Genomic DNA, 7,693 nt, shown 5'->3' with positions numbered 1-7,693 from the left:
AGGATTTTTTCAAAAAAATCCTTGATTTTTTTAAAAAAAATCTATACAATTAAAATGTAATAAATTTTTTTAAAGGATGTCCAATGAAAAAAGCTGATTTTATCAATGCAGTTGCTCAAAAAGCTGGGTTGTCTAAAAAAGACACTCAAAAGGTTATTGATGCGGCACTTGAGACGATCACTGAAGCATTGACTAAGGGTGAAGATGTAGCTTTTATAGGTTTTGGGACATTTACTACCGCCAAAAGAGCTGCAAGAGAAGCAAAAGTTCCTGGAACAAACAGAGTTGTAAAAGTTCCTGCTACAACAGTTGTAAAATTTAGAGTAGGAAAAAAATTAAAAGAAGCTGTTGCAAAAGCGAAATAGCTTCTTGGCCTTCGGGCCAATCTAACTTTAACTTTTTAATCTCCTTTAAGTATCATAGTTATATAATTTCCATCAAAATTTGCCGAGGTGGTGAAACTGGTAGACACGCGAGACTCAAAATCTCGTGGGCTTTGCCCGTGAGGGTTCGAGTCCCTCCCTCGGTACCACTTCTTGCGGGAGTAGCTCAGGGGTAGAGCACAACCTTGCCAAGGTTGGGGTCGCGGGTTCGAATCCCGTCTCCCGCTCCACTTCTTCTAAATTTTCCTTCAATAATTTTTAGCTATCATTATAAAAAAATCTAAGGGCTTTAATGAAAATAGTTGTTGCTATATCTGGTGCTAGCGGAGCAAATCTTGGATTGAAAGCTTTTGAATTAATTCCTCAGTCTCATCAAAAATATCTAATAATTAGTAAAAACGCCAAAATAGTCTTGAAAAAAGAGAATAACATCTATTTAGATAATGAAATTTATAGACCTCCCGCAAGCGGTAGCTTTAAATGCGATGCAATGATAGTAGCTCCATGTTCTATGAACACTTTAGCAAAAATCGCGGTGGGAATAGCAGACAATTTAATCACCAGAGCCGCTTCTGTTATGATAAAAGAGCAAAAAAAACTCCTTTTAGCTCCAAGAGAGATACCTTTTAGCCCCATAGCTCTTGAGAATATGCATAAACTTTCTAAATTAAATGTTATAATTGCACCTCCCGTATTGGGATATTATAGCAATCAGAAAAATTTGGAAGATATGGAAAAGTTTATTATTGGAAAATGGTTTGATCTAATAGGTATTGAAAACTCGTTATATAAAAGATGGGGAGAAGATGAGAAATAAAGTCATATATCCCGGAACCTTCGATCCTATAACTAACGGACATCTAGACATTATTGTTAGGGCTTCAAAGCTTTTTGACGAAGTTATCGTAGCTATTGCCATATCTAAAGAGAAAAAACCTATGTTTGATATAGAAAAAAGAGTTCTTATGGCAAAAGAGGCTACGAAAAATTTAAACAACGTAAAGGTTATCTCTTTTGATACTTTACTTGTGGATCTGTGCAACAAAGAAAAAGCCAACGTAGTTATAAGAGGTTTAAGGGCGGTAAGCGATTTTGAGTATGAACTTCAGATGGGATACGCAAATCAATCGTTAAAAAAAGATCTAGAAACAATATATCTTATGCCAAATTTAAAAAACGCCTTTATTAGCTCATCGGTTGTTAGAGCTATTTTGCAATTTAAAGGAGATATTAGCCATTTGGTTCCAAACGAGATATTAAAATATTTAGATAGCTAATTTTATCAAGGAAAAAAATGTATATCGTTTTAGAAGGTATTGATAGAGTCGGTAAAAGCACACAAATAAAGATGTTAAAAAATGAGTTTAAAGATGCTATTTTTACAAAAGAGCCCGGAGGAACAAAGTTTGGAGAGAAAATAAGAGATATAGTCTTAAATGAAAAAATATCGCCTATTGCCGAAATTTTTCTTTTTTTAGCAGATAGAAACGAACATTTTAATAAAATAATCAAACCAAATCTTGATAAATTAATAATAAGCGATAGAGGCTTTATCTCAGGTATAGCTTATGCTCATATCAAAAGCGATTTGGATTATGAAACACTATTTGAGCTAAATTCTTTATCTTTGGAAAATCATCTGCCAGATAAAATAATTATGTTTGAGATAGATAAAAAAGAGCTTAAAAATAGATTTGAAACTCAAAAGCTTGATATTATAGAAAAAAAAGGAATCGATTTTTTATTAAATGTTCAAAAAAGCATGAAAGAAGCTTTAAAAATATCCGGATGCAAATATATTATTATTGATGCTTCAAAACCAAAAAACGAGATTAATAAAATAATTATAGATTTTATCAAAAAGGGTTAAAATGGCGATAAAAGCACTTAGAGGAATGAAAGATATTTTACCTCCCCTTAGCGAAAAATATATTCTTTTTTTAGAAAAAGCTTCAAAAATCGCTAATAATTATGGATTTGATTATATAGAAACCCCTATTTTGGAAGAGACCGCTCTTTTTAAAAGAAGTGTGGGAGAAAGCAGCGATATAGTGGGAAAAGAGATGTATCAGTTTATAGACAAGGGTGGTAACGACGTATGCTTGAGACCGGAAGGAACTGCCGGAGTTGTTAGAAGTTTTATAGAACATAAATTTGACAGACAAGATAAAGTATTTAGATTTTTTTATTATGGTCCTATGTTTAGATACGAAAGACCCCAAAAAGGAAGATTAAGAGAGTTTCATCAATTTGGTTGCGAAACATTTGGCGAACAAAGCGTTTATGAAGACGCAAATATGATAATGCTTTTAAAAGAGATATTAGATGAGTTTAATATAAACTACACTTTGAAAATAAACTCTTTAGGATGTAGCAAATGTATGCCAAAATACCGCCAAAAGCTTATAGAATTTTTAGAAAGCAAAGAGGCAAAAATATGTGAAGATTGCGTAAGAAGAAAAGCTACAAATCCCATAAGAGTTCTTGATTGTAAAGTTGAAGCGTGCAAAGAGGTATATATAGATGCACCAAAATTATTAGACAATCTTTGCGAAGATTGCAAAAGAGATTTTGAGACGCTACAAAATATTTTAAAAAATAACAAAGTAGATTTTGAAGTGGATATATTTTTAGTTAGGGGTCTTGATTATTATACAAAAACAGCATTTGAGTTTGTTAGCTCTCATCTTGGAGCACAAAACGCAATAGCCGGGGGAGGAAGATTTGATAGACTCGTAGAATATATGGGTGGAAAGCCAACACCAGCTATAGGCTTTGCAATAGGAGTAGAGAGAATATTAGATCTAATAGAGATCAAAAATAAAAAAAGAGAAGGGTTTTATCTTGGAGTAATGATTGAAGATGCGCTAGATGAGGCTTTTAAAATAGCTTTAAATTTGAGAAAAAATAAAAAAGCTTGGTTGTCTTATAAAAAAAAGAGTCTAAAAGCCCACTTAAAAGCTGCGGATAAGTTTAACTCAAAATATGCCGCCATTATAGGAGAAGAAGAGTTTAAAGATGGCTCTATTTGGATAAAGGATTTGGAAGAAAAAAAAGAAGAAGTGCTCAAAATTTCTGATTTTTTGGAAAAATTTGGAGCTAAATAATGTATGATTACGGGATTAAAATATGGTCAAACAATAACTTTTTTATAGAAGATGGTTTAGTTAAAATAAATCACAAAAACAGGCCCTCTTTATTGGAAATCACTAAAAAAATCAGGCAAACAGGAATTAGAGGCCCTATTCTTTTAAGATTTCCCCATCTTATAAAAAAGCAGATAGACACCCTTTATAAAGAGTTTCATAGGGCTATGAAAACATTTGAATATAACGGAAGTTTTAATGCCGTTTTCCCCCTTAAAGTAAACCAATTTCCAAATTTTATCTCCTCACTGGTAGATATAGCAAAAGATTACAGATACGGTTTAGAAGCCGGTAGTAAAGCCGAACTTATCATTGCAATGGCTTATAACAATAAAAATGCACCAATTACCGTAAATGGCTTTAAAGATAAAGGTATGATAAGTCTTGGTTTTATTGCGGCAAAAATGGGCTTTGATATTACTTTAACTATCGAAGGGTTAAATGAGCTTGAAACTATTTTGGAAGTTGCTCAAGAGTTAGGAGATCCTATACCAAATATTGGATTAAGGATTAGGCTTCATAGCTCCGGTATTGGTATCTGGGCAAAAAGCGGAGGTATAAACTCAAAATTTGGATTGACATCAACTGAGCTTTTAGAGGCGGTTGAACTATTAAAGCAAAATAGTCTCCTTGATAAATTTAAAATGATACATTTTCATATAGGGAGCCAAATTAGCGAGATTTCTCCAGTAAAAAGAGCTTTAAGAGAAGCGGGAAATATTTACGCAGAACTTAGAAAAATGGGCGCTAAAAATTTAAAAGCCATAAATTTAGGCGGTGGATTGGCAGTAGAATACTCGCAACATGAAAATATTCATACAAGAAACTATACTATTACCGAATTTACCAACGATGTTATATTTTTATTAAAAGAGATAGCAGAGCAAAAGGGAGTTATACAACCAGATATCTTTACAGAATCTGGTAGATTTATCGCCGCTCCCCATGCGGTATTAATCGCTCCGGTGCTTGAACTTTTCAGCCAAGAGTATACGGAAAAAGGATTGAGACTAAAAAAGAAAAATCCTCCTCTTGTGCAAGAGTTATATGATCTATATAAAACTATAAACAAAAATAACGCTATTGAATATCTACATGATAGTTTAGATCATATGGAGTCATTGCTTACTCTTTTTGATCTTGGATATATTGACCTGCAAGATAGAAGCAACACAGAGATTTTAGTGCACCTAATCATAAAAAAAGCTATAGAGTTAATGAAAAACTCCAAATACCAAGAGTTAAAAAGAATCCAAGATAGAGTTCAAGAGAGATATCTTTTAAATTTTAGTCTATTTCAAAGCCTTCCGGATTTTTGGGGACTTGGACAAAGATTTCCGGTTATGCCTTTGAGCCATTTAGATACTAGACCTACAAGAAGCGCTTCATTGTGGGATATTACTTGTGATAGCGATGGTGAGATCGATTTTAATATAGATTATCCTCTTTTTTTACACGATATAGATCTAAAAAAGGAGGAGTATTTTTTGGCTTTTTTCCTAGTTGGAGCATACCAAGAGATATTGGGTATGAAACACAATCTATTTACACATCCTACCGAAGTTACGGTGGAATTTACAGAAGATGGTTATTCCCTTGAAAAAATTGTTGAGGCTCAAAGTATTTTAGATATTTTATATGATATGGATTATGATTTAAATGAATTGCAAAGCAATCTTAAAACAAATCTTGCGAACTCAAACTTTTTAGATGTGGATGAAAAAGAGAAAATTTTTGAACTTTTGGCTCTTATTTTAAATGAAAACAGCTATCTGAAAATGAGTCCAAAAAAGGACAACGAATGAATAATATCTCTTTATGGCAGATAATAAAAGAGGATTTTAGCGTAGTTTTTGAAAGAGACCCAGCTATTAAAAGTAAACTTGAACTATTAACAAATTATCCCGGTGTTTGGGCTATTTTTTGGTATAGAATAGCAAATAGACTTTATAAAAAAGGTTTTAAAATAATGGCAAGATTTATCATGGGAATAAATCAAATTTTTACAGGGATTGATATACATCCGGCCGCAAAAATCGGCAGAAGAGTGTTTATAGACCATGGAATCGGCGTGGTTATCGGAGAAACTACCGAAATAGAAGATGATGTTTTGATATATCAACAAGTAACTTTGGGTGGTGTTAGTTTAAAAAAAGGAAAACGCCATCCTACTATTAAAAGCGGAACGGTTATAGGAGCCGGAGCCAAAGTGCTGGGAAATATAACATTAGGTAGAAATGTCAGAATTGGAGCAAACTCTGTTGTTGTAAAAGATGTCCCCGATGATTCAACTGCGGTTGGAATACCCGCAAGAGTTATAAAAAAGGGATTGGATAAATCTATGCTTAGTCATAATAAACTGCCAGATATCGATAAAGAGATGTTTGAATATCTAATAAAAAGAGTAGCCATTCTAGAGCATGCTCTAATAACCGGGAATAAAGATATATTAAAAGAGGAAGAGGAGTTAGAACATATTTATGAAGCATTTATTAAATCTATGAAAAGTTGATAGCGGATAATAAGGAATTGGGAATTAGGAATTGGTAAATTCCATACCCACTCTTCAACTTTTTCACTTAACTACTCAACTACTCAACTATTCAACCACTCAACCATTTTAACCACCCAACCACTCAACCACTCAACTATTTTAACCATTTTAACCAAACTATTCAGAAAACTCAAAAAATGGTTTTGATATAATTTTTTAAAACTTCAAAAAAGGAAAAAGATGTTTTCAAAAAGGATAGAATCTCTTTCTGAATCTTTGACGATAGCTATAACCTCTTTGGCAAGGGAATTAAAAGCGAGTGGTAAAGATGTGCTAAGTTTTTCGGCAGGTGAGCCCGATTTTGATACTCCAAAGGCCATCAAAGAAGCTGCTATAAAAGCGATAAACGAAGGCTTTACAAAATATACCGCAGTTGAAGGGATTCCTGAACTTTTGGACGCAATAAGCGAAAAGTTAAAAAGAGATAACAATTTAGAATATTCAAGAAAACAGATAATTGTTAGCAACGGCGCAAAGCAGTCTCTTTTTAATCTTTTTCAAACATTAATAGATGAGGGAGACGAAGTAATCATACCAGCGCCTTATTGGGTAACATATCCAGAACTTGTAAAATATAGTTTAGGAAAACCCATCTTTATCAATACAACTCAAGAGAGCGGATTTAAAATAACTCCTAAACAATTAAAAAACGCCATTACCCCCAAAACAAAAATGCTAATCTTAACAACCCCATCAAATCCAACAGGCGCAGTTTATACTAAAGAAGAATTGAGTGAGCTTGCAAAAGTATTGGAAGGAACAGATATTTTTGTAGCAAGTGATGAGATGTATGAAAAATTGACTTATGATTGCGAGTTTACTTCAGCCGCTTCAATTAGCGAAGATATGTATAAAAGAACGATAACAATCAACGGCCTTAGCAAATCTGCGGCAATGACGGGATGGAGATTTGGTTATTTGGCCGCTGCCGATGAAAATCTAATAAAAGCGATGAAAAAACTCCAATCCCAAAGCACTTCAAATATATGCTCAATTACACAAAAAGCAGCGATTCCAGGACTTGATGGAACAATAGAAAAAGATATAGAATATATGAGAAATGAATTTAAAAAAAGAAGAGATGTTGCTGTGGAACTTTTTAACTCAATTGACGGACTTAACGTAATAAAACCAGATGGTGCTTTTTATCTATTTGTAAATCATGAAAAGATTGAAAAAGATTCTATGAAATTTGCAAAAGATCTATTAGAAAATGCAGGAGTCGCTGTAGTTCCAGGCATTGGCTTTGGTGTGGATGGTCATTTTAGATTTAGTTTTGCTACTGATCTTGATACAATAAAAGAGGGAATTAGAAGAATTGAAAACTTCATAAAATAATATCTAACTCTTCCCCTCTTTTTAAGCTATAATATAAAAAAGTGTTTGTAAGGCTTATAATGTATGTAAAAGAGAGATTTTTTCTACCAAAAGATTTCAAAAAACATATAAAATCTCTTAAACCTGTTTTTGGTTTTGGAGCTTTTGGAGAAACTACATATTATAGAACTTACAGCCGAAAAACGGGACCAAACTCTCACGAACACTGGCCAGATACTATCATTAGAGTCATTGAAGGAGTTTTTTCAATAAGAAAAAACCATTATAAAGAG

The 7,693-nt window shown here is 33.0% G+C and carries 8 protein-coding genes, 2 tRNA genes and 1 pseudogene; all 11 read left to right on the top strand.

The window, feature by feature from the left end:
* Positions 1–83: 83 nt before the first annotated feature.
* Positions 84–365 (top strand): HU family DNA-binding protein, encoded by a 282-nt coding sequence (locus AC30RD_RS04675; protein ID WP_489493134.1) that lies wholly within the window; start codon positions 84–86, stop codon positions 363–365.
* A gap of 81 nt (positions 366–446) precedes the next feature.
* A tRNA-Leu gene (locus AC30RD_RS04670) sits at positions 447–532 on the top strand.
* A 6-nt stretch (positions 533–538) separates the two neighbouring features.
* Positions 539–613 (top strand) — tRNA-Gly (locus AC30RD_RS04665).
* Between the two features lie 62 nt (positions 614–675).
* Entirely contained in the window at positions 676–1,200 is a 525-nt protein-coding gene (locus AC30RD_RS04660; RefSeq protein WP_489493133.1) for a UbiX family flavin prenyltransferase, read from the top strand.
* Positions 1,190–1,660, top strand: coding sequence for a pantetheine-phosphate adenylyltransferase (coaD, locus tag AC30RD_RS04655; RefSeq protein ID WP_489493132.1), 471 nt, complete (start codon positions 1,190–1,192; stop codon positions 1,658–1,660). The genes AC30RD_RS04660 and coaD overlap by 11 nt, the downstream gene beginning before the upstream one ends.
* A gap of 17 nt (positions 1,661–1,677) precedes the next feature.
* A complete protein-coding gene (gene tmk, locus AC30RD_RS04650) occupies positions 1,678–2,253 on the top strand; it encodes a dTMP kinase (RefSeq protein WP_489493130.1) in 576 nt (191 codons plus the stop codon).
* A 1-nt stretch (position 2,254) separates the two neighbouring features.
* On the top strand, positions 2,255–3,490 hold the full coding sequence (hisS, locus tag AC30RD_RS04645) for a histidine--tRNA ligase (RefSeq protein ID WP_489493128.1): 1,236 nt from the start codon (positions 2,255–2,257) through the stop codon (positions 3,488–3,490).
* The gene (gene speA / locus AC30RD_RS04640; RefSeq protein WP_489493127.1) at positions 3,490–5,334 is read left to right on the top strand and encodes a biosynthetic arginine decarboxylase; all 1,845 of its coding nucleotides are present in this window, start codon (positions 3,490–3,492) and stop codon (positions 5,332–5,334) included. The genes hisS and speA overlap by 1 nt, the downstream gene beginning before the upstream one ends.
* Positions 5,335–5,339: 5 nt before the next feature.
* On the top strand, positions 5,340–6,041 hold the full coding sequence (cysE, locus tag AC30RD_RS04635; RefSeq protein ID WP_489493135.1) for a serine O-acetyltransferase: 702 nt from the start codon (positions 5,340–5,342) through the stop codon (positions 6,039–6,041).
* A 222-nt stretch (positions 6,042–6,263) separates the two neighbouring features.
* On the top strand, positions 6,264–7,421 hold the full coding sequence (locus tag AC30RD_RS04630) for a pyridoxal phosphate-dependent aminotransferase (RefSeq protein WP_489493126.1): 1,158 nt from the start codon (positions 6,264–6,266) through the stop codon (positions 7,419–7,421).
* Between the two features lie 59 nt (positions 7,422–7,480).
* Positions 7,481–7,693: pseudogene (locus tag AC30RD_RS04625) on the top strand (fused protease/ribonucleoside-triphosphate reductase); the annotation flags it as partial.

The organism is Nitrosophilus sp. (assembly GCF_982775275.1).
The sequence above is the reverse complement of the archived record's forward strand: the minus strand, read 5'-3'. Positions and strand labels throughout refer to the sequence as shown.